General features: G+C 53.3%; 16 protein-coding genes and 1 tRNA gene. 9 read left to right on the top strand and 8 right to left on the bottom strand.

Features of this window, described 5'->3' with window-relative positions; genetic code table 11:
• The first annotated feature begins 148 nt into the window (after positions 1-148).
• On the top strand, positions 149-1,897 hold the full coding sequence (locus A0U92_RS08145; RefSeq protein WP_149026428.1) for a hypothetical protein: 1,749 nt from the start codon (positions 149-151) through the stop codon (positions 1,895-1,897).
• 284 nt (positions 1,898-2,181) lie between these two features.
• Here the strand turns inward: A0U92_RS08145 and A0U92_RS08140 are convergent, their stop codons facing one another.
• Positions 2,182-3,510: a glutamate--tRNA ligase gene (locus A0U92_RS08140; protein ID WP_077812785.1), complete on the bottom strand. Its 1,329-nt coding sequence runs from the start codon at positions 3,508-3,510 to the stop codon at positions 2,182-2,184.
• 352 nt (positions 3,511-3,862) lie between these two features.
• Here A0U92_RS08140 and A0U92_RS08135 point away from each other — a divergent pair, with 352 nt between their 5' ends.
• Positions 3,863-7,360, top strand: a complete 3,498-nt coding sequence (locus A0U92_RS08135) for a glycosyltransferase (protein ID WP_077812784.1) — start codon at positions 3,863-3,865, stop codon at positions 7,358-7,360.
• 289 nt (positions 7,361-7,649) lie between these two features.
• Here the strand turns inward: A0U92_RS08135 and A0U92_RS08130 are convergent, their stop codons facing one another.
• From A0U92_RS08130 to A0U92_RS08115, 4 genes are read right to left on the bottom strand one after another with little or no spacing between them, the layout of a single operon-like run.
• A complete protein-coding gene (locus A0U92_RS08130; protein WP_077812783.1) occupies positions 7,650-8,288 on the bottom strand; it encodes a PqiC family protein in 639 nt (212 codons plus the stop codon).
• 5 nt (positions 8,289-8,293) lie between these two features.
• A complete protein-coding gene (locus tag A0U92_RS08125) occupies positions 8,294-9,277 on the bottom strand; it encodes an MlaD family protein (protein ID WP_077812782.1) in 984 nt (327 codons plus the stop codon).
• Positions 9,267-10,115 (bottom strand): ABC transporter ATP-binding protein, encoded by an 849-nt coding sequence (locus tag A0U92_RS08120; RefSeq protein ID WP_077812781.1) that lies wholly within the window; start codon positions 10,113-10,115, stop codon positions 9,267-9,269. The genes A0U92_RS08125 and A0U92_RS08120 overlap by 11 nt, the downstream gene beginning before the upstream one ends.
• Before the next feature lie 2 nt (positions 10,116-10,117).
• Entirely contained in the window at positions 10,118-11,290 is a 1,173-nt protein-coding gene (locus A0U92_RS08115; protein ID WP_077812780.1) for an ABC transporter permease, read from the bottom strand.
• A 368-nt stretch (positions 11,291-11,658) separates the two neighbouring features.
• On the opposite strand from A0U92_RS08115, the gene argC reads away from it, so the two are divergent.
• The 5 genes from argC (at position 11,659) to A0U92_RS08090 (ending at position 15,557) form a co-directional block, all read left to right on the top strand.
• Complete coding sequence (argC, locus tag A0U92_RS08110; protein ID WP_077812779.1) at positions 11,659-12,588, top strand: N-acetyl-gamma-glutamyl-phosphate reductase; 930 nt, start codon at positions 11,659-11,661, stop codon at positions 12,586-12,588.
• Positions 12,589-12,599: 11 nt separating this feature from the next.
• On the top strand, positions 12,600-13,247 hold the full coding sequence (grxB, locus tag A0U92_RS08105; protein WP_077812778.1) for a glutaredoxin 2: 648 nt from the start codon (positions 12,600-12,602) through the stop codon (positions 13,245-13,247).
• A 52-nt stretch (positions 13,248-13,299) separates the two neighbouring features.
• Positions 13,300-13,384, top strand: a tRNA-Leu gene (locus A0U92_RS08100).
• Positions 13,385-13,401: 17 nt separating this feature from the next.
• Complete coding sequence (locus A0U92_RS08095) at positions 13,402-14,592, top strand: phosphoserine transaminase (protein WP_077812777.1); 1,191 nt, start codon at positions 13,402-13,404, stop codon at positions 14,590-14,592.
• 74 nt (positions 14,593-14,666) lie between these two features.
• Entirely contained in the window at positions 14,667-15,557 is an 891-nt protein-coding gene (locus tag A0U92_RS08090) for a DUF2167 domain-containing protein (protein ID WP_077812776.1), read from the top strand.
• A 53-nt stretch (positions 15,558-15,610) separates the two neighbouring features.
• On the opposite strand, the gene A0U92_RS08085 is transcribed toward A0U92_RS08090, so the two are convergent.
• Entirely contained in the window at positions 15,611-16,651 is a 1,041-nt protein-coding gene (locus A0U92_RS08085; protein WP_077812775.1) for a cysteine synthase A, read from the bottom strand.
• Between the two features lie 135 nt (positions 16,652-16,786).
• Between A0U92_RS08085 and A0U92_RS08080 the strand changes: the two genes are divergently transcribed.
• Complete coding sequence (locus tag A0U92_RS08080) at positions 16,787-17,194, top strand: rhodanese-like domain-containing protein (RefSeq protein ID WP_077812774.1); 408 nt, start codon at positions 16,787-16,789, stop codon at positions 17,192-17,194.
• 27 nt (positions 17,195-17,221) lie between these two features.
• On the opposite strand, the gene A0U92_RS08075 is transcribed toward A0U92_RS08080, so the two are convergent.
• Together A0U92_RS08075 and mtnA are read right to left on the bottom strand one after the other, a co-directional pair.
• Complete coding sequence (locus tag A0U92_RS08075; protein WP_077814323.1) at positions 17,222-18,130, bottom strand: DUF2272 domain-containing protein; 909 nt, start codon at positions 18,128-18,130, stop codon at positions 17,222-17,224.
• Positions 18,131-18,367: 237 nt separating this feature from the next.
• Positions 18,368-19,471 carry an S-methyl-5-thioribose-1-phosphate isomerase gene (gene mtnA / locus A0U92_RS08070; RefSeq protein WP_077812773.1) on the bottom strand — a complete coding sequence of 368 codons (1,104 nt, stop codon included), beginning with the start codon at positions 19,469-19,471 and terminating at the stop codon, positions 18,368-18,370.
• Between the two features lie 493 nt (positions 19,472-19,964).
• On the opposite strand from mtnA, the gene A0U92_RS08065 reads away from it, so the two are divergent.
• Complete coding sequence (locus tag A0U92_RS08065; protein ID WP_149026427.1) at positions 19,965-20,462, top strand: hypothetical protein; 498 nt, start codon at positions 19,965-19,967, stop codon at positions 20,460-20,462.
• The last annotated feature ends 32 nt before the right edge of the window (positions 20,463-20,494 follow it).

Raw genomic sequence — 20,494 nt, 5'->3', positions numbered from 1 at the left:
AAATAAAAGACCTAATTATAGTATTTTATACAAATGTTTTGTTGACTGAGAGATCGGTTCTTATGTATCGCTAAAAAATCATTAACATAATCCGCAATCCTTTGTGAAAATAAAAAGATTTCGGCATTATACAAAGAACAGGCTGGGAATGACCGATACCTCCCTGCTGCTGTCGAGCAGCACAACTGGCGCCTCATCCAGCGATCAGGTTATTGCAGTTACTGTTCCCACGTCGTCCATGGCGGACACTCTTGCTGCGGCTTATGCGAGTTCGTCGTCAACTGACACAACGACATCCGGCAGCATTGCTTCGAGTGATTATGCTCAGACAGGTAGCCAACTCAGTAGCGCAGCGACCATCCTGTCTTCATCAGGCACCACATCAAATGCGACCAGTTCCGACGCAACCAGTACAGTAGCCAGAACGGCGTCAACAGGCTCAATACAGTTTCTCAGCGCAAGTTCGGCCCTGCTTGCGACATCACCAACTATGGCTGATGACACAATCAACGATACCAATTTTACGTGGTCTTCTTCGTTGGCGCCCGTTAGACCATTCTTTGTTGCGAACAACCAGCAAAGCTTGATTAACCAAGGTGTGTCATGGGCTTTTCAGTCAGTGCTGGGACGAAATCCAACGACTGACGAACTGGCAACTTATGCTTCCCAGGTGACTACATCTCCACTTGGGTCCAATGGCTTCATGTATTCAAACTACTCCAGTCTGGTCACAACCCTCGCAAACAGCAGTGAAGCCTATCAGACACTGAGTTCCTATTTTGTTGATTACACTGGAAAAAACGCTTTAAACAGCATTATTACGCAAGGTCAGGCGCTCTTGGCCAGTCAGGATAGTCTGGGTAGTCTTAAAAATGATATCATCGCCAGCGCTCAGACGAGTGATGCTATTATCTCCCTTTATTATGACAAACTCGATTTAACGATTACAGCTTCCAGCAATCAGGTTTCTGCGTGGGAAAGCGCGATGCAGAGTGGGGGAGCCACACTTGCCACGGCTACCCAGGCTGTAACGCATGGCGTTGAGGCTGCCGCAGTTATTTCTTCTGTTTATTCAAGCAAGCTGAACTATACGCCAAGCAGTAACGAAATAGCATCATGGGAAGATGCGCTGGGAAATGGCGCAACGTATAATTCGCTCATCTCGGCTGTCTCTTCGGGAGGAGAGGCCCAATCAGTCATTTCCAATGTCTATCAGCAAAAAACGGGTATTAATCCAAGCAGCAATGCTCTTTCGGCTTGGGAAAATGCTTTCATAGGTGGCTTCACTTATACCGATCTCGTCAATGCGGTCTCGCATGGCAGTGAAGCCAGCACTGCCATAACGACTGTTTATGAACAGAAGATTGGGATTACCCCGTCAGCAACCGAGATAGATGCCTGGCAGGATTACCTCGCACAGGGAGCCACTTACCGTGATATTGTCAGTAACGTTTCTCAGGGAAATGAAGCGCGGCAGGTCATTGCTGCTGTGTATCAGGACAAAACGGGAATTGTCGCAGCTTCGGCGCAGATAGACGCATGGGCGTCTTACCTTGCTTCCGGTGGTAACTACAGCACCATGGTCAGCATCATCAGTCATGGTGTCGAAGCGCAAAGCATGATTACGAATGCGTATCAGAAAATTCTGAATATAACGGCTTCATCTGCCCAGATCAGCGCCTGGCAGGACACAATGTCCAATGGAGTAACCTATGCGACCTTTGTCTCCACGCTGGCGCATGGCGTGGAAGCTCAAGCCATTATTACGCAATTTTATATGACCAGTTTTGCTCGGGCACCGACTGATGCCGAGCTTGCGGCAGCCATGACACTATTCCAAAATGGCGCAACTTATACTCAAGTTAAAAATACCATAGCAAGCAGCGCCCGCAGTTAGTGGACCAGCGGGCGCTGGATATGAAGTAGTGATGAAGACTTGAGTATATCAGAACAGCATCATGAAAGGTACTGTTTGAGTCCGTTCAGAGCATGGGCACACATGATGAAATGTCTTGTTATGGACAGCATGTTGGCAATCGATACTGCCGGAACCTAGCCGCTTTCGCACCAGTTTTTGCAATGGGACAAGCAGCTTACGCCAGCGCTATCCTGCCCAAGGTTATACGGGCAGGATAGGGAGCGCCCTTGAGGCCGTAATGGCATTCTCAAGGGCGCCGAAATTCAGACCTCGATAGCAAGTCTACTCACTGCACGCTCCCGACCAATCAGGGGCAGAAGCATTTTCAACTCCGGACCATGCTCCTCACCCGTGAGAGCCAGCCTCAGGGGAAGAAAAAGAGCCTTCCCTTTACGCCCTGTCGCTTCGGTAATCGCCTTTGTCCAGACAGACCATGTCTCTTCCGACCATGGCTCTTCCGGCAGGAGGTCAGCGGCCTGCTTGAGGTAATCCAGTTCTTCCGGCTGTGCTGGAGGATTGATCTCTCCACGCGCAACATCCCACCAGTGATGGCATTCTGCAAGCAATTCAATATTGCCGCGAATTGCCAGCCAGAACTGCTCTGTGACTCCTTCAGGCAAACGTGCTCTGACATCCTGAAATTCAGCCGAAGCCAGAATGCGCCTGTTGAGCGTCAGAAGTTGTTTCATGTCGAAGCGTGCCGCGGATTTCGAGATGCAGGACAGGTCATAATCCTGTGCGAGCGCGTCGAAACCCATAGGTTCAGGTGATTTTGAACTGCCCAGCGTGGCGAGGTACGTCGTTATGGCCTTGGCTTCAATACCATCGCGCCGCAGTGTTTTCATCGACATGGAATCAAAGCGCTTGGAAAGCTTTCCGCCGCCTTCATCCAGCAGGAGAGGGAGGTGCGCGAACGTAAAGCGGTTGGGTTTCGCTCCAAGAGCTTCCGCTATATCCAGTTGAACACCGGTGTTGGTGATATGATCTTCACCACGGATGATATGGGTTACATCCGTTTCCAGATCATCCACAATGGACGCCAGCGTGTAAAGGATGGTGCCGTCAGCCCGCACAAGAACAGGGTCTGAAACGGCTGTCAGCTTGACCGAACAGTTGCCCATCACGAGATCCTGCCAGCTTTTGCTGGAGTCCGTGAGCTTGAAACGCCAGTAGGGAACCTTGCCGTTCGCTTCCGCCTGAGCGCGTTGGGCGGCTGTCATCTTGAGCATGGCGCGATCATAAAGTGGCGGCTTGCGCAGCTTGATCCGCATTTCGCGCTTCGCGGCGAGCTCCTGCTCGCTCTCGAAGCAGGGATAAAGGCGACCGGACGCCTTCAGGGTCTCAATAGCCCGCGCATAGCGATCCAGACATTCTGTCTGACGAAAGGTTTCATCCCACGAGATTCCAAGCCACTCAAGATCAGTCCGGATGCCGGTGACATAGAGTTCCTTGGACCGATCGATGTCCGTATCATCAATCCGCAGTTGAAATGTCGCGTTGTGCTTACGGGCAAAGAGCGCGTTGGCAATGGCCTGGCGTGCGTTGCCGACATGGAGCATGCCTGTCGGACTGGGAGCAAAACGAAGTTTCATCAGTAAGGTATGCCGTATCCCGGTGGGTGATCGCTAGGGGGAGGGAGCCTTATATTTCATGCCCGGCATCATGCTGCGACCGCATGATCTGACACGCCGCGTCCTCTTCTCCTGGCGCGCATCATATTTCAGTTCCAGCGAGACCACCATCCCCGCAGAGACCACGCAATCGCGCGCGTATCAAAAGCGGCATTCAAAAAGAAGATTTTTGTAGAATTTTACACTCCATTTCATTGAGTTCCTATGTCAGTCAGTCGCTTGACGCCTTTTGCCGCCTCTCCTAACAAACGCAGACAGAGTACAATAGCGCCTTGCGCGATCACCGGCAGATATTCGGGGCTGAGGAATTACCATGACGTTGGATGCCACAGGCGAACGGTTCATGCCTGGAATGAGTGGAGAAACCGCTCTCGAGCACATGCATCGTTATCTTTTCGCTCGTGAGGTCATAAGCGAAGGCAGTGCGGTTCTCGATGTGGCGTGCGGAGAAGGTTATGGCAGCGCTCTGCTCAGTGCAAAGGCGGCAACGGTTATCGGCGTGGATGTTTCCCGGAAAGCGGCTGCACATGCTCAAGGTAAATACGGCAATGATCGCGTCAGATTCCTCACAGGGGACGTATGCGCGTTGCCATTGCCGTCTTCCAGCATCGATTTTATTGTCAGTTTCGAGACGATTGAGCATATTTCCGATCATGAAAAAATGCTCGAAGAATTTCTTCGTGTTCTGAAACCGTCAGGTGTGGTGATCATTTCCAGTCCCGATAAATATCGTTACTCGATGATAACCGGATACTCCAATGAGTTTCATGTAAAAGAGCTTTTCAGTCATGAGTTTCAGCAGCTTATGCAGAAATATTTTACCAATGTAGTTTTTGGTGGTCAGAGAAACATGTTCGGGACGGTCATAGATTTTCCCGACGCCCCGAGCCGGGATGTCAGCTTCTCCCTTGCTGAAGGCGATATTGCCCGGTTTGAAGACGTTCCGGAGCCAATGTATCTGATCGCCATCGCATCCAGAGCAGAGCTTCCTCTGGCCGTGCGCGGGGTTTGCATTGACCATGTGACGGCCAGCGATGCTTTCCAGGGCATGTCGAAGACAGAACATTCCGTTACAAGGCTGGAAAACGAGCTGGACAGAGAGAAGGTTAAGGTCATTGATCTGGCCCGGACTCTCTTTGAGGAGCGTGAAAAAAATGCTGTTCTCACAAGGGATGTTGCGACGCAATGTCACAATGCCAATCTGCTGGCGGCGCTTTGCGATGATCGTGAACGGGAAAAGAATGCCCTGAGCGCAGAAAAGCAGGATTTAACGGTAAAACTTGCCTATGCCGAACAGCGATATGGTGCGGTTGAAAACAGCACCATATGGCGCATGACCAGGCCCGCACGGAACCTGATTGCAAAAATGCCTTTTGCGAGAGCCGCTGCCCGTCGCGCCCGTCATCGCGCCGGGAGTTCCCAGGTCGTCGTGCCAGCACGGGATGACTCAACGGGCGAAGCCGATGGGAGCGCCCATCGAACCGAATATCTGCTTGATGAAACACAGCAGATGATCGCAAGGGACATCGCGCCATTCTTTGACGTTGCCTATTACAGCAAACAATCAGGGTTACCCTTAGAAAGTCTGGACAATATTACTGCGGCGGGACATTACCTGACTACAGGCTACGAAGAAGGTCTGAATCCCTGTACAAGTTTTAACACCAATTACTATAAGACAAGATATCCAGATATCATAGACGCTGGCATGCATCCGCTCTGGCACTGGGTCTTGCACGGTCGTCGTGAAGGACGTCCCGCGCTACCCTATACAGAGCGCCTGAAATTCATTTCTTACAGGCCTTTGGTCTCTGCTATTATTCCCAACTATAATCATGCGGAATTCCTGTCTCAACGGTTTGAAACCATTCTGGGGCAGAGCTATGATAATATAGAAATCATATTTCTTGATGATAATTCAGAGGATGGAAGTCTTGAAATCGCAGAAAGATATAAAGAGAAATACCCAGAAAAGATAAGAATTTTCTCTAATGATTCCAACTCGGGAAATGTATTCCGGCAATGGCGGAAAGGTGCTGATGCCGCTGAAGGTGAGATCGTCTGGATTTGTGAAAGCGATGATTTTGCCGATGAACATTTTGTGGAAAAACTGGTAGGATATTTTGTTGATCCGAGCGTTCAGATAGCTTTCGGTCGCATTCAGTACTGTAATCGTGCGGGAGAGTTTCAGGACGGTCTGGATGGCTACAGGGAACGTGCACACTCCGGAATCTGGGGTGACACACAGGTCCGACCAGCCGGGTGGTGGTTTACCAACGCCTTTGCTGTGTCCAATGTCATTCCCAATGTAGGGGGATGTCTTATCCGCCGGCGAAATGTTCGGGATGAAGTCTGGGCAAAGGCACAGCAATTCCATGTTCTGGGCGACTGGTATCTTTATGCTGAGTGGGCCGCTGGCGGTCAGATTGCCTATTCGCCTGACGCAGTGGCCTATTTCAGGCAGCATGAAAACAACACATCAGTAAACAGTTTCAGAAAAGCTCGTTTCTATCAGGAGCATCAGGAGCTGATAGAGTATCTACGCCGTAAATGGGGTGTGGATGATGCGCATGTCATGCGTTTCACAGAGGCTCTGAAATCGACTTTCACGTTTGTGAATGCCGAGCAGATATTGGGGCCGTTTGAAACAGTCTTCAATCTGGAACAGGTGCTCGCCTGCCAACGTGAAGAACAGCATATCATCTTTGCTGTGCTCGGTTTCAAACTGGGAGGAGGAGAAATTTTCCCGATCCAGCTTGCCAATGCCCTTGTCCAGAAGGGTGTCATGGTGTCGTTTCTGGTTTATGAGCACACGGGCGAAGATCCAAAAATACGGGCGCTTCTGGATGCCTCAGTCCCTGTCTATTCGGCTGATGCGGCACGTATGGTCGGGATATGGCGTTATGTTCTTGATCTGCGCGCAGATCTGATTCATTCGCATTTCTGCTTCTGTGAACTGCTGTTTTTCCCTGATGATACGACAATGCCGGTGCTGCCCTATCTGGTGACGCTGCATGGTTCTTATGAATGCGTGGCTTTTTCCAGAAGCATTATCAGGCGACTGGAAAAAGCCGTGACATTGTGGGTCTACCTGACTGAAAAAAATCTATTGCACCTGCGCGATCGGCGTGGAGAACTGCCTGTTGGCGATATTTCTTTCATAGGCAATGGCATGGCTTTGGATAATCGGCCGTTTCCAATGACAAGGGCTCAACTGGGCCTGACTGAAACCGATTTTGTTCTGGCAGTAGCCAGCCGTTGCATTCCTGAAAAAGGGTGGAAGCAGGCATGTGAAGCTGTCCTCCAGCTCAACCAAATGGATGCTGGGAGCAGGGTTCATATTCTTCTCTGTGGAACCGGAGAGGCGCTTGACGGGCTTATGGCGGAATATGGAGAGGTGCCAGAAATACATTTCCTCGGTTATCAGGAATGCATCAATGGGCTTTACCGTCTGGCTGACTGTATGCTGCTACCAACCAGATTTCCTGGTGAATCTTTCCCTCTGACGCTGATTCAGGCTCTTCAGGTTGGCACGCCTGCCATTGCAACAGAAGTTGGTTTTGTCCGTTCCATGCTGACTGATGACAGCAAAAATCAGGCGGGTCTGCTGCTGCCGATGGATGCTGATGATGAAACTTTTCAGTCTTCGATTGTTGATGCTGTAAAGAAAATGATGAATGCTGATATGCGTGAATCTTTTGCGGCTACAGCACTGCGATGCGGCGCACGCTATGGCATCGAAAAAGTCGCGGACGCTTATATTCACAGTTATCGACGATTCCAGAGCGATATGACTGTTCTCAGTCATTGATTGAGAACAGTTCGAGTAGAGAGATAAAACTCGTCATATCGAAACGCGTGATGATCGATTGGCATATCTTAAAACACGTGAAATCAGGCATTCTCCGCCTAGACCTGCGCTTTTCAGTACAAAAAGCGTTGGGGTTGCTGCCTTATGAGCCAGCAACTCTCAAGAGTGCTGGCAAGCCTTGTCTGTAATTTTCACAATTTCCAGCGTTTGTTTTAGACGGAATTTTCCCGGAGAGATCAAAAAATAAGACAGAAGGTTGTGTAATCATTGTGATTACAAAAGTATTTTCTTATGGAGTTCCAGATCCGGGCAGAGAAGATGCAATTGTTCTGCTCAACTGATTTACAAGATCATTTGTTATCTCAACAACTCTTTCGTCAGTTCCGCTGCCTGACACCGAAGAGGTGAAATGAGCCCGTTCAGTTTTTACAGGCCCATGATCATTATCTGAGATATACGTCCAGTTTGCGTCAAGAGAAGCTGGTCCAGATGTGGAGATATCCAGACGTGTGATGACAATACGCAAACGAGCTCTGGCAAAGGAGCCTATCGGAGCCTGTTCTGTAACAAATACATCTGGGCGTGCAGCGCTGATGCGTGCAGTGATCAGATCGGTGATTCCGCTAGAGAGACGTTCAGCCCAGCGCCCGTTCGGACTCCGCTCCACAGTATTTCCTCTGCGCGTCAGAATGTCCTGTGAGTCGAGGTAGTCAGGAAGAGTAACCCGGCTTATTTCCAGAACAGGGCCGGTTTCAGCGACAGGCCCTGATGTAATCGGAATTACCGTTGCGGCGCCTTCAAGAGTATAGAGCCTTAAGGGGGGGCTGGCGCAACCGGCCAGAGACACAGCGAAAACCAGGCCAGCCACAAGAGCCAGCTTTTTTTGTTTCCCGGACATAGACTTCCCTTTGTGTAAAACCATCTGCATCGGATTTACTGACGCCGTCCCATGAGAAGTAATTGGGGATTTCTTTCAACGTCGCTGGCAAAACCCCGCAAGGCGGCGGCGGCCGTTGCTATATCACGCAGGGCTGAGTCCAGGTTATCCCGGTTTGCTGAACGGGGGGAAATGATGCTTTCAACATTTTCCAGTGTCTTTCTGGCTTCATCGGCCGTCTTGGTGGCGCTGGTCAATGTTGCGTGCAGATCGGCCCCGCGACTTTGCAACTGGGCATTACCCGTCTGCATGACCCGATCAATGTCGAGCAGGGTAACATTCAGTTTTCCCTGCATATCCTTGACTGTCGCTGTCGCCGCTTTCAGGGTTTGCTGCGCGTCTCTGGAACTCTCCTGAAGACTGTCCACAAGGGCCGGAAACTGGACGTTGAGCTTTTGGGCAACCTCCCGAATGGACAGAACGGCGTCATTGACATTGGAAACCAGCTCTTTGAGCGGCAGATCCGACAGCGTTTCCTTCATCTTCTGGATAGCCGATGCATGAGTCGGAATTTCTCTAAGGCTGGTGACCTGCGGGTGTAAAACGGCGGGAGAACCCGGGAAAAAATCGAGGTTGATGCTGACTGTGCCTGTCACGAAGCTCTGGACATTCTGTTCAGCGCGCAATCCACGATCGATGACTTCGCGGAGATTGATATGATCGGACGATTTCGGGTCTCGAATGACATGAACCTGAGCCGGATCGAGCGTGATTTCCACCGGTATGTAGGGAGTCCCTGTCGACTGATCATACCGAAGGGTGATCTTGTCGACAGACCCGACACGAACGCCTCGAAACGTCACAGGCGCACCGACGGACAGTCCGGCGACGGAATCCTGGAACACAATGACGGCCTGCGTGTTTCTTGAGAAAAAATTGGTGTTCCCAAAAAAGATGAAGGCCAGCACACTCAGGGCGATGCCTCCCGTGACAAACAGACCGACAATCGTTTGACGGGCTGCGCCTGTTTCATTGGCCATTGTGAGATGAGCCTTTCCTGACTGGTTCAGCGGGCGCTGAGTCGACCCGAGCGTCGCGGTGCATGAAGGCATGAACCTGCGGATCGGTGCAGTGATCCCTCAGATCGCGGGGAGAGCCGTGGGCGATCGGTGTCTTGCTCTGGGCATCGAGAAAGATACCATCATCAGCGATAGCGAACAGGCTCGGCAGTTCGTGGCTTACGATGATGACTGTCGCTCCCAGACCTTCCCGCAAACTGAGGATGAGATCGTCCAGACGCGCCGACGTGATCGGATCGAGGCCGGCCGAGGGCTCATCGAAAAACAGGACGTCGGGATCAAGGGCTATCGCCCGCGCCAGTCCGGCCCGCTTTTTCATTCCGCCTGAAATCTCGGAAGGGTAGAGATCAATGGCCTGAGACAGACCGACAAGCCCCAGCTTGAGTTCGACAAGATTGCGGATCATGGCTTTATCGAGCCGGGTAAACATCTCAAGTGGGAGCGCCACGTTTTCGCCGACCGTCATGGAAGACCAGAGTGCGCCACTCTGGAACAGCACGCCAAAGCGGCGATTGAGAGCTGTCCTGTGGCTGTCTGGCCCAGCCCAGTAGTCATCCCCATCGACGGTGTATCGGCCTGTTTTTGGTGGAAGCAAGCCGATCATGCTGCGGAGAATGGTGCTCTTGCCGCATCCGGAACCACCCATGACCGCGAAGATGGAGCCACGCTTGACGTCCATTGTTATGTTTTTCTGGATGACCTTGGAACCATAACCAATGGTGACATCGCGCAGGGACAGGAGGGTATCATTCTGCTGTGCGCCCGATGCGGGTTGGGGAAGGTCAGCTTTGCTCTGCATGGTCAGATTCCCAGAGCATTGGCCATGACGGCAAAGATCGCATCCAGTGTGATCACTCCCACAATGCCGACCACCACGGCCGAGGTGGCCGCCGTGCCGACATCGGCGGCGCTGCGGCCAGCTTTCAGGCCAATATGGCAAGAGACGAGGCCGATCATGATCGCGAAAACAATTGATTTGACAAAACCAAATTCAAACTGATTCATCGCGACGGCATTGAAGGTCTGATGAATATAACCGGCTCCGGTAATATCAGGCAGCATGCCGACCGAGACGACGTAACCGCCAAAAATACTCATCACACAGCCATAAAGATACAGAAGCGGCATCATGACCATCAGCGATATGACGGCGGGCACCAGAATATAGCTGGAGACGGGAATCCCAAAAACCTGCAGGGCATCGATCTCCTCATTGCCCTGCATGGTGGCGATGCGGGCTGCGTAAGCCCCTCCCGTACGACCCGCCATGATGATGGCTGTCATGACGGCCGAAAGCTCACGGACGCAGGCAATGCCGACGAGGTTGGCGACGTAAATATCAGCCGAAAATTTCTGAAGCTGTACAGCACCCACAAAAGCGAGAATCGCGCCGATCAGAAAATTGACGATACTGACAATGATGAGCGCTGCTGGACCGGCATCGAAAATATTCGAAAGAAGGTCGCGCAGGCGCATGCCGCCGCGTCCGCTCAGGGCCTTCGTGGAAACGCGCGCCGTTTCCAGTCCCAGTTCCGTCAGCGCGCCGACTTCGGCGATGGTGGAGAGGGTAAAGGCGCCGCTTAGTCTGAACGGATTACGAATCTTTGCATCCTGATGGGCTGGAGCCTGTGGCGTTTCCGGCAGAAGGGAGGAAAGACTTTGCACGCCCTGAGGAAGTTCGCTGATATCGAGCGTCAGTCCAGCTTTGCTGGCGACCTGCTTCGCGCTCCACAGAAACGAGACAAGAGACGAATCCCACTGACCCAGCCTGCTCGCATCGACAGCCAGTGAGGCTGATGGCAAATGATTTGGCATGGTGCCGGTGGAAAATGCCAGAGGGACATTTTCGTCGATCGTCCAGTCGCCTGAAATATGGAGTACCGGCACCTGTTCGTTGGTGGAAAGAGTCCATTCAGGCTGCGCAGGCGTCATTTTCTGCGTGGCGGAAGAACTTTCTGGTGCGTGACTATCCATGAATCCTTGCTGATAATAAGGCAGGCTTGGCTTTTTGGCCAGAGGTGGTGGGGCCAGATGTGGTGGGGACAGGCATGTGTCGCTCAGGCAATGGATCGCACTGTGTGCTGATCTGAAGAAAGTTGTAAGCCCCCATCGGGTAAAATTCGCCAGCTTGGTTTTATCTGATTTTTGCGACTGAGCCATAGAGGCACAGCCTCTCATCTTTCGCGAGGAAGCTTTTTTGACCGCAGCCATGGCAATCGGCTCTCTAAGCCTTTGAAGACAGAAACATTCCTCTATGAGACGAGGATCAGTTCATCGACATCTGGTATTACTGCCCGCTGGCCGGTTATATCAAGCCGGGAACATGATGAGGAAAACGGAGCATGGTATCCGAACCGGTTGTTTTTATTGATGGTGAAGCAGGCACGACCGGGCTCGAAATCAGTGAGCGCCTTCTGTCCCTGCCTGTACAAATTCATTCCGTCGATCCGGCTCGCCGCAAGGATCCACAGGCCCGCGCCGAGGCCATGCAGGCTGCCGATCTGGTCGTTCTCTGTCTCCCCGACGATGCGTCACGGGACGCGGTGGAGATGATCGGCCAGTTCAGCGCGCAAGGAAAGCGTGCGCCGAAGATACTTGACGCCAGCACAGCCTTCAGGACAGCGCCGGGCTGGGTTTACGGGTTCCCGGAACTGGCGGCGGATCAGCCCGAAGCGATCATGCGTGCGGAGCGGGTCTCCAATCCAGGCTGTTACCCCACCGGAGCCATCGCCCTGCTGCGTCCGCTGATTGATGCGGGCGTGATGGAACCGAGTTTTCCTGTCACCATCAATGCCGTGAGTGGCTACACAGGTGGCGGCAGAACCATGATTGAGGAGCAGGAGCGGGCAGGGGGACCGGCTTTCCTGCTTTATGGCCTGAATCTTGCCCACAAGCATCTTCCAGAAATCCGTCAGCACGCGCTGCTGGATCGTCGACCGATTTTTGTTCCTTCAGTCGGGCATTTCCCACGAGGGATGATTGTGTCGATCCCGGTGCATATGGATCTGCTTGTAAAGGGAACTACCGTCGAGGATCTGCGTCGCATTCTGGAGGAGCATTATGCCGCTTCATCTTTCGTCACTGTCGCCGGGCCGGAAAATACGCTGGTTGCGGACACGATGGCGGGAAGCGATGGCATGGAACTGCGGGTTCATGCCGATGCAGAAGGCCGTCATGCCGTGCTGACGGCGCGGCTGGATAATCTGGGGAAAGGCGCCTCAGGGGCTGCGATCCAGAATATCGCCCTCATGCTTGGCATTTCCCCGAACTGAGGGGACTGATTGTGACGCGCACTCTTTATGTCTACGAGCACTGCCCGTTTTGCGTGAAAGCGCGCATGATCTTCGGTTTCAAGAACATCCCGGTTGAAATCAAATATCTACTGAATGACGACGAGGCCGGTCCGATAGGCATGATCGGCCAGAAAATGCTACCCATCCTTGACGAGGATGGGCGGTTCATGGGCGAAAGCCTGGATATCATCGCCCATATTGATGATACCGGCGAAAAAGTTCTGTGCGGCGAGCCTAATCCTGCCATCGAGGACTGGATATCAGGCATCTCGAAGCCGCTCTACAAGCTCATGTTGCCGCGCGCGGCCTGCGCCCCATTGCCGGAGTTCGCGACGACAGCGGCACGCGCCTATTTCGTGCGGAAGAAAGAACCTTCGGCGGGACAGTTTTCTCTCCTGCTGGAAGACGGAACCGATTTCCTCGCAACACTCAACTCCCGGCTGCACTTGCTGGCTCCGTTGATCCGTTCCGAAGCAGCGGTGAACGGCGCTCTCTCCATGGACGACATTCATCTCTTCGCGGCGCTGCACAGCCTGTCCGTGATAAAAGGCGTGATCTACCCGCCTGAGGTCGAGCGTTATCGTCAGACGATGGTACGCCTCTGCGGAGTGGCGTTGATGGACGATTACGCCGCCTGAGCAGATTGGCATCTTTTCTGAACGATCGGATGCTGATACAGAGCAGGCAGTCGCGAGAGTGGCGGAATGGTAGACGCAGTCGACTCAAAATCGACCGCCTTTTAGGCATGGGGGTTCGAGTCCCCCCTCTCGCACCAGACATTCCGGATGATTCATGACCGTTACAGCAGCGCCCGTGTCCTCCCGGCAGGGTAAGCCTCAGACACGCCCCGCCAACCCGGCATTTTCTTCAGGCCCATGCGCCAAACGGCCGGGCTGGTCGCTGGAAGGGCTTTCTGGCGCTCTTCTGGGCCGCTCCCATCGTGCGCCGGAAGGCCGGGCACGGCTTGGCGAAGTCATTGATCGCTCGGCAGCCATTCTGGGTATGCCGGAAGACTGGCGTCTCGGAATCGTGCCGGGGTCGGACACAGGCGCTGTCGAGATGGCGCTCTGGTCGCTGCTGGGCACGCGGCCTGTGGACGTTCTCGCCTTCGAGAGTTTCTCCGCCACATGGGCCAATGACATCACAGCGCAACTGGAACTCGATGCTCGCGTATTGAAGGCCGAGTATGGCGAACTGCCTGACCTGAAGGCGGTAGACTGGTCGCGGGATGTGGTGCTGGCATGGAACGGCACCACGTCAGGCGTGAAGTTCCATGATGCGGAAGCCATTCCAGCCGAGCATGACGGGCTGGTGATCTGTGACGCGACCTCGGCTGCCTTCGCCATGGAACTGCCCTGGGAGAAGCTCGATGTTGTGACCTGGTCATGGCAGAAAGTGCTGGGAGGTGAAGCGGCTCATGGCATGCTGGCGCTCTCGCCTCGTGCGGTGGCCCGGCTTGAGGCCGGTCCGGCTCCACGCCCATTGCCCAAGGTTTTTCGTCTGACTTCCAAAGGCAGGCTGATCGAAGGCATCTTTTGTGGAGATACGATCAACACGCCATCCATGCTGTGTGTGGAAGATGCGCTGGATGGCCTGAAATGGGCCGAGGGGGCTGGTGGACTGAAGGGACTGATCGCCCGAAGCCGCGCCAACCTCGCCGCTATCGAGAAATGGGAAAAAACGTCCAACTGGGCGCAGTTCCTTGCTGTTGAACCGGGTATCCGCTCGAACACAGCTATCTGCCTGCGAATTGTTGCCCCGTGGTTCATGGCGCTTGACGCAGAAACCCGGACGAAAGCTGCAAAAAAAATCGCTGACCTGCTTGCCAAAGAAGGCGTGGCCTACGACATCGCCAGCTATCGTGACGCACCGCCGGGCCTGCGCATCTGGGGTGGCGCAACGGTAGAAACCTCGGATATCGAGGCGCTTCTTCCGTGGCTGGATTGGGCTGAAACGCAAGTGCGGACTGAATTTTCAGCCTGACTGCCCAGTTACTTCATAAAGAAAGGATATATATCTTATGATGTATATCCTTTCTTTATTCTTATGAAGAAAAGATGCCACTTCTCATGGGCTGCGGGGGGGGGTATCGTTTGCTGTTTCGTTTTTCAGCCTGTCGCTGCATAGCGCTGGTTCTGCTGATGCCGCTCTTATCTGGGGCAGCCTGCTCCCGTGAGGTAGTGAGCAGTGTGGATCGGCTGAAGCGGCTTGCGACAGCCTTGAAAGAAGCCGAAGCGAGCACCCAGCCCAGTTCATCGCTTGTTCCAATAGCAGGACAGGGTTTGCTTGAAGTGCCTGAAGGCACACGATTTGTCCCGGCTGAACAGACCAGGGCATTTCTGGAATCTCTGGGTAGTTCGCCTGATTTTTCCGTCATGGGAATGATCATTTCTCAAAATTTTTATACGGACCCTGACTGGATGGTGGTCATCAATTGGAAGGAGATTGGGTTTGTCGATGAAGACAGACTCAAAAACCTCTCGATCCGGCAAATCACCCGTTCAATCGAAAAAGTGGTGGCTACACAGAATAAAATTCGTCAAAAGACAGGTCTTCCTGCTCTTCATCTGAAAAACCTGCTGCTTTCTCCTCGTTACGATACCGTCACGCATTCTGCGGAGTATGCAACAGACTGGACAATCGAGGGATTGGATAGGGAAGGAGTTTTATTCAGTCACGATTTTATCGGACGCAGTGGGATTCTATCGTTTAATTTTATCGCGATGGCTCGCCCCCTCGAAGCCATTTATCCCATTACAGACCCGATCACTCAGCGGTTCAGTTATCTGGCAGGGCATAACTATAGTGATTTTGATCCGGCGCATGATCGCCGTGCGTCGTATGCTCATGATATTGCTTTTCCATCATGGCAGAAGACGGGGTACAGTCTGATGACTGCGGCTGCGCTCTATTGGTTAAAACGCAGGCGAGATAAAAAATCTTCCTAAATCAATCGTTCTCCACGGCATTCATGGAAAATCCCGTGGAGAGTGGCGGGTTTTTATTTATCGAGCCAGAACGGAACCGGCAGGTTTTTGGCTCGAAGGAATTCCGGGTTGAACAGCTTGGACTGATACCGCGCTCCCCCGTCGCACAGGATGGTCACGATGCGATGGCCCGCCCCGAGACGACGCGCGACATGAATTGCAGCAGCAACATTGATGCCGGAAGAGCCACCGACCGAGAGTCCTTCATGGATGAGCAGGCTGTAGATCTGCTCAAGGGCTTCCGGATCAGGAATACGCTCGGCGTCATCAATCGGTGAGCCTTCCAGATTGGCGGTGACGCGTGACTGCCCGATGCCTTCAGTGATGGAAGAGCCGCTGACCGACAGGTCGTTGGATTTCACCCAGCCATACAGACCGGAGCCTTCCGGATCAGCCAGAACGATCTCCGGACGTTTGACGCCTGCCTTCTGCGCGCAGTCATCCAGACCAAGCGCCGTACCAGCGAGTGTCCCGCCTGTACCGCAGGCGCAGGTGAAGGCGTCGACACGGCCATCAAGCTGCTCCCAGATTTCAGGCGCTGTCGAGTGGCGATGACCCTCCCGATTGGCGAGATTGTCAAACTGGTTTGCCCAGACGAAACCGTTTTCCTCTGCGATTCGCCGCGATACGTGAACGTAATTGCCTTCATCCCGATAGGGTTTGGCAGGCACAAGGCGGAGATCAGCGCCAATCATACGGAGAAAATCAATTTTCTCCTGACTCTGGGTTTCCGGCATGACGATAATGCTCTTGTAGCCACGAGCATTGGCGACAAGGGTCAGGCCGATGCCCGTGTTCCCTGCTGTACCTTCGACAATCGTCCCGCCGGGGGCCAACACGCCGCGTTTTTCCGCGTCAGTGATGATTGCCAGAGCAGCACGATCCTTGACCGACCCACCGGGATTCATGAACTCGGCCTTGCCGAAAATGTCGCACCCGGTTGCCTCAGAAGCGCGTGTCAACCTGATGAGCGGCGTTCCGCCAATGGCGCCAGCCATGTCGGAAGACGCAGTGGTCCAGCCGGGAAACGGCAGGGAATTTGAAGTCGGAGTCATGCTGTCTGCCTTTCGTCCTTTTAGCATTGGGGCTAGCGCGTGTCGGCACTGCATGCAATCAGGTTTGAATAAGGAATATCGAACCCTGCCGGAGCCGTCTGGTAAACAGGGGTGAGAAAATGGAGTTCAGAAACGATGGTTAAAGATGTAAGCCCGAAGGACACTTGGCTGGCGCTGGAAAACGATCCAGAGGCGTGTCTGATCGATGTGAGAACGCCAGAAGAGTGGCAACTGGTTGGGATACCAGATGTTTCTGCGACCGGACACACGCTGTATCCCATAAGCTGGCAGGTGACGGGCGGACTTGTAAACAGCCAGTTTGTTGAGGAGTTGCGCCGCGCCGGGCTTGAAGCAACGCAGAAGCTCTATTTCATCTGCCGGTCCGGAGCGCGCAGCCGTTCGGCAGCGATGGCTGCTGCCAGAGAAGGTTTTGAGCATGTTTTCAACGTCGCAGATGGTTTTGAAGGCCCGCCGGACGGACAGATGCATCGAGGCAAAGCCGCAGGCTGGAAAGCCTCAGGACTGCCATGGCGGCAGAACTGAGACTTATATCGCCACGGGTGCCGGTCTTTATTGACCGGCGTCAGGCTCTTCTTCGGCGTCGTAAAGCACTTCCAGAACGGCGCACCACGGATAGCGTGAGTCGTAGCTATGACCATCGGCCGATGCGACAGCGCCATTGGAGTCTGTCGGGACGTGAGTCAGTGTGACGGCGTCATCAATGTTGCCACCAATGATGCTCAACTGATGACCGAATGGCTGGCCGTTCTGGCCGGTTGCAACAACAATCCCGCAATGTGCGGGGAAGCCGAATGACGTAGGCAGGCTTGCAAATCGAACGGATTTGCTACCGCCCCGTCCGGTGCAGACAAGATCACCAAGTTTGGGAACATAGCTTCCCGGATCATGCGCCCGCAGGCCGCTCGACTGACCTGATGCGGCGGCATTGATATAGGTCGAATGATTGGGCGAGTAGGGGAACCGGTCATTGGCTCCCGCCACACGCATGACATACGAGATGAAGGCTGCAGACCAGGCGTAATGCCCGTCATGGACGAAATTGAACAACCTGCCGTCGGCGTCGTATTTACCGCTCCATGAGACTTCAGTTTCCTGCGGATCCTGTCCAATCCACCAGTATTCGCCGACACGTTGCCATAGTCCGGGCGCCCGTTCAGGTTTTACGCTGGCGACCGTCGGCTCCGGTCGCAGTTCGGGATCATCGTCATCGACCGGCATGCCGAATAGTCGCCATTCCCGCATGGAAATGGCCACAACATCCTGACGATTGAAGGGAGTGAAGTTGCGGGTGGCGAAATCAGGCACGTGGGGATTGTAGGCCAGGGGACCGGCTGCATTTCTATACTGCGCAACAGGTGTTTGAGCCGGTACAGGATTGTTGCCTGGATGGGAGGCGCAGGATGTGGCTGCAAGAGCCAGAAGAAGCACAGTGGGCCCAAATGCCGCAGTCTTGCTCATGCATATGCCAGAATATTCTTCCGGCTCCCCGGTTGCGTGAACACCGCGTGCCCACAGAGTGACGAACATGTCGTTCAGACCTCTTTAACGTCAAGCGGGTTGAACGGAAAGATGAATAATCATGAGGTTAACCCGACCAGAAGGTCTTCCTGACACAGAGTCGGGATGAGGGTTTCGGCCCACGTTGCTGCCGGATAGGGCTGCTGTCACCAGCCGGAGACTGGCAACAGCATTTCGTTATAGGCGGGTAGTCGCCGGAAAAAGTGACTGTAGGCCCGGCCCACTTGCGTCGCAGCAGCCTCGTTCCGTTATCAGTCCTGTGACAAGCCGTGCAGGCGTCACATCAAAGGCAGGATTGGCGGCGGTGCTATGGTCCGGAGTGATACGGACCGTCTCCAGATGCCCTGCTGCGGTGCGGCCAGTTACTGTGGTGACCTCAAGCGGAGAGCGTTCTTCTATGGGAATTTCGGTCAGTCCATTCTGCACACGCCAGTCGATGGTCGTGGAGGGAAGGGCCACCCAGAATGGCAAGCCGTTGTCCCGGGCGGCAAGCGCCTTGAGGTAAGTGCCAATCTTGTTGGCGACGTCGCCATTTGCCGTAACGCGGTCTGTTCCGACAATCACGATATCAACCTGCCCATGCTGCATCAGGTGGCCTCCGGCATTGTCGACGATCACTGTATGAGACACGCCATGACTGCCGAGTTCCCATGCGGTCAGGGCCGCACCCTGATTGCGTGGACGGGTTTCATCAACCCACACATGTACATCCAGTCCTTCATCATGCGCCATATAGATCGGTGCCAGAGCTGTTCCCCAATCCACTGTTGCAATCCATCCGGCATTGCAGTGTGTCAGAATGTTGATTCTTTCTCTCTCTTGCTTTCTGTTTTTGATAGCGCGGATCAGTTCGAGACCATGCCTGCCGATGGCTTCATTCTGGGCGACGTCTTCATCACAGATAAGCCCAGCCTCTGAATAGGCGGTTGCCACCCGATCTTCCGGTCTGACTGGTCGAAGTTTCTGAAGCATTCGATCGATGGCCCACCGTAGATTGATTGCTGTTGGCCGCGTTGCCGCCAGCATGGATGCCTCACGCTCCATCGCCTCGTCACTTGCGTCTGCAGAAAGAGCCAAAGCCAGACCATAGGCTGCGACAGCTCCAATCAGTGGGGCGCCTCTGACCTGCATTGTGACAATGGCATGTGCAACCTGCTCAGATGAAGAAAGACGAAGGATCTCCAGAGCGAACGGCAGGCGTGTCTGATCAAAAATGCAGACTGTACGTTGATCAGTCTGATCTACCCAGACGCTTCTATAAGGCACACCGTTTATCTTCATGGCTGCATGGTCCTCAGGAGTGGGAAAAAATCAGGTAACCATTAGCTCAGCCAAGCAGCTCTCACAAATGACATTCTGGCGGCTTATGCAAAAACTGCCGCGAGATGCGTGGTTCATTACGAGTAACTGAATACGCTGGCGCGATATGAAAAACACGCATGGCAAGACGGTCTTGAGATTGCGAGATAAAGTGATGGAGGGGGAATTTGAAAACTCCGTTTAATTAAAAGGAATTTTATAATTATGTTTCTTGTTTTTTGCGCCGCAAAAGCTGCAATTCTTTTTATTGTAAAAAACAAGATATGGATATTGCAAAAGTTACTATAAATCTATATTACGCAGTTGATAAATGGTGGGATACTGTCGTGCTCTGGATTATTCTTAACATCGAATATCTGGTTCCATGATAATCTTACTTTGGAAACATTGCTTATAAAATCAGCAGCGTCGAGAAAGCGTCTGTTGTGACATTGACTAGGGTGAGATTGGGGATATGGCGAGAAAACCGACCAAAGAAGTCACAGTGGCGGCTCCGACGACGACACGACGGGCATCAAAGCAGAAAGCCGAGACGCCAGTGGTAACCAAAAAACGCACCAAGGCAGTCGTTGAAGAGCCTGTTGCAAAGCCCCGTACGACGCAGCGCGTCGCTACAACTGCTAAAGTGGCAGCAAAAGCCCCAGTCAAGGCAGCCGCAAAAAAGGCAGCAGCTCCAGTAGCGACAAAATCTGCCAGAAAAACTGTAGAGAAAACTGTTGCGCCGAAAGAGGTTGCAAAAACGCCGCGCGCAGCAAAAATCGTAACGAAGTCCACCGCCCGGAAACAGGAAGTTGTTACCAAGCAGTCGGCTGTTGACAAGCTGCGCATCACTCAGGAAACGCGGAAACAGAAGCGTCTGGATCGCCTTGCAGCCGAGAAAGAGAGTGCAGCAAGCAAGCGTCCGGTTGCACGCACCCGGGCAACACCTGGCCGCAAACCTCGTCGTACCTGATTTTTTCTGATTCATGAAAAAGCCTCTTTTCC

The sequence above is a fragment of the Acetobacter aceti genome, assembly GCF_002005445.1.
Classification (GTDB): domain Bacteria; phylum Pseudomonadota; class Alphaproteobacteria; order Acetobacterales; family Acetobacteraceae; genus Acetobacter; species Acetobacter aceti_B.
This window is presented reverse-complemented; position numbering and strand designations above follow the sequence as displayed.

Coding starts and splice junctions, on each gene's coding strand:
- A0U92_RS08075 (WP_077814323.1), bottom strand. CDS start 18,130: ATGAGCAAGACTGCGGCATTTGGGCCCACTGTGCTTCTTCTGGCTCTT.
- A0U92_RS08065 (WP_149026427.1), top strand. CDS start 19,965: ATGGCGAGAAAACCGACCAAAGAAGTCACAGTGGCGGCTCCGACGACG.
- A0U92_RS08145 (WP_149026428.1), top strand. CDS start 149: ATGACCGATACCTCCCTGCTGCTGTCGAGCAGCACAACTGGCGCCTCA.
- A0U92_RS08125 (WP_077812782.1), bottom strand. CDS start 9,277: ATGGCCAATGAAACAGGCGCAGCCCGTCAAACGATTGTCGGTCTGTTT.
- mtnA (WP_077812773.1), bottom strand. CDS start 19,471: ATGAAGATAAACGGTGTGCCTTATAGAAGCGTCTGGGTAGATCAGACT.
- argC (WP_077812779.1), top strand. CDS start 11,659: ATGGTATCCGAACCGGTTGTTTTTATTGATGGTGAAGCAGGCACGACC.
- A0U92_RS08115 (WP_077812780.1), bottom strand. CDS start 11,290: ATGGATAGTCACGCACCAGAAAGTTCTTCCGCCACGCAGAAAATGACG.
- A0U92_RS08095 (WP_077812777.1), top strand. CDS start 13,402: ATGACCGTTACAGCAGCGCCCGTGTCCTCCCGGCAGGGTAAGCCTCAG.
- A0U92_RS08080 (WP_077812774.1), top strand. CDS start 16,787: ATGGTTAAAGATGTAAGCCCGAAGGACACTTGGCTGGCGCTGGAAAAC.
- A0U92_RS08120 (WP_077812781.1), bottom strand. CDS start 10,115: ATGCAGAGCAAAGCTGACCTTCCCCAACCCGCATCGGGCGCACAGCAG.
- A0U92_RS08140 (WP_077812785.1), bottom strand. CDS start 3,510: ATGAAACTTCGTTTTGCTCCCAGTCCGACAGGCATGCTCCATGTCGGC.
- A0U92_RS08085 (WP_077812775.1), bottom strand. CDS start 16,651: ATGACTCCGACTTCAAATTCCCTGCCGTTTCCCGGCTGGACCACTGCG.
- A0U92_RS08130 (WP_077812783.1), bottom strand. CDS start 8,288: ATGCAGATGGTTTTACACAAAGGGAAGTCTATGTCCGGGAAACAAAAA.
- A0U92_RS08135 (WP_077812784.1), top strand. CDS start 3,863: ATGACGTTGGATGCCACAGGCGAACGGTTCATGCCTGGAATGAGTGGA.
- A0U92_RS08090 (WP_077812776.1), top strand. CDS start 14,667: ATGCCACTTCTCATGGGCTGCGGGGGGGGGTATCGTTTGCTGTTTCGT.